Source organism: uncultured Jannaschia sp. (assembly GCF_947494025.1).
Taxonomy (GTDB): Bacteria; Pseudomonadota; Alphaproteobacteria; order Rhodobacterales; family Rhodobacteraceae; genus Jannaschia.
Window position 1 is genome coordinate 1 of record NZ_CANLTQ010000169.1, and the last position, 344, is coordinate 344.

A 344-nucleotide genomic window follows, 5' to 3' on the forward strand; every position below is an offset into this window, starting at 1 on the left:
GTCCCGTAGGCGTCGACATCGTCGTTGTAGGTGTCGCGCGCGCGGTAATCCTGCTCGTAGGCGTCGATATCCACGCCCTGCTCGGGATTGCGCATGATCTCGGCGACGCTGTCGATCCTGTCGTCGTCAACTTCCGCCGACACGACGTAGTGGCCCTGACGCACGGCATCCCGGTAGGTGACGGCCTCGTCGTGGGGCAGATTGAGGTGGCCGATCTCGTCGGCACGATCGGCGCCGCCGACCACGTCGACATGATGCGAGGCGACGCCGAGTTCCTCGATCTCGCGCTTCACGAGATCCGCGACGTCCGCGGTGCGGTAGATGGCGGTAACGGTCCTGCTCAT

The 344-nt window shown here is 65.1% G+C and carries 1 protein-coding gene; it reads right to left on the reverse strand.

Annotated elements, in window-relative coordinates:
- A partial coding sequence (locus Q1B08_RS21810) for a hypothetical protein (protein WP_299823599.1) occupies positions 1 to 344 on the reverse strand: 344 nt, incomplete at both ends.